Genomic DNA, 684 nt, shown 5'->3' with positions numbered 1-684 from the left:
AACAGCTGGTCGTGCAGGATCTCCTTCGCATAGACCTGGCTGGGGTTGCGGTAGAGGATCTGCAGCAGGGAAAATTCCTGCGCGGTCAGCCTGAGCGCCTTGCCATCGGGATCGATCAGGCAGGAATGCGCCGCGTCGAGCGACCATTTCTGCGGCGGGGCCGTGTCCTGCGGGGCCGTGGCTTCCGACGCGCCATCGCCCTGGATACGCGCCCACAGCTTGTCGATCTCCTCCGCCAGCCGGGCGAAATTCACCGGCTTTACCAGATAGATATCGGCACCGAGCGTCAGCCCGCGCAGCCTTTCCGGCTGCCCGCCGCGCGCGCTGACCACGATCAGGCCGAAGCCGGACATCTCGTTCAGATATTCGATGACGCTGAATCCGTCCTCGCCCGGCAGGCCCAGATCGACCAGCACGATATCCACCGGGTTGCGGTGCAGCCGCTTCCAGAAATCCTCCGCGCTGGATGCGCCCCAGGCGGCATAGCCCCGCGATTGCAGGAAGAACACCATCTCCTCCCTGAGGTCGTCATTATCCTCGATCAGGGCGATTCTGGGGAGGTGAACGCTCATTGCTCGTCAGCCATGGTTGCGGGCATGGTTGCGGGACGCGCGGGCAGGCGGAATTCGAAGCAGCAGCCCTGCGGCGTGTTCTCCGTCAGGACGATATCCCCGCCATGGGCCC

At 64.5% G+C, this 684-nt stretch carries 1 protein-coding gene; it reads right to left on the bottom strand.

The annotated features are described in order from the left end of the window. Positions 1 to 572 (bottom strand): response regulator transcription factor (locus BKM74_RS18380; protein WP_140056136.1); only part of this gene is annotated, 572 nt, incomplete at its 3' end. Positions 573 to 684 lie beyond the last annotated feature (112 nt).

Source organism: Oceanibaculum nanhaiense, from assembly GCF_002148795.1.
Lineage (GTDB): Bacteria > Pseudomonadota > Alphaproteobacteria > Oceanibaculales > Oceanibaculaceae > Oceanibaculum > Oceanibaculum nanhaiense.
The sequence above is the reverse complement of the archived record's forward strand: the minus strand, read 5'-3'. Positions and strand labels throughout refer to the sequence as shown.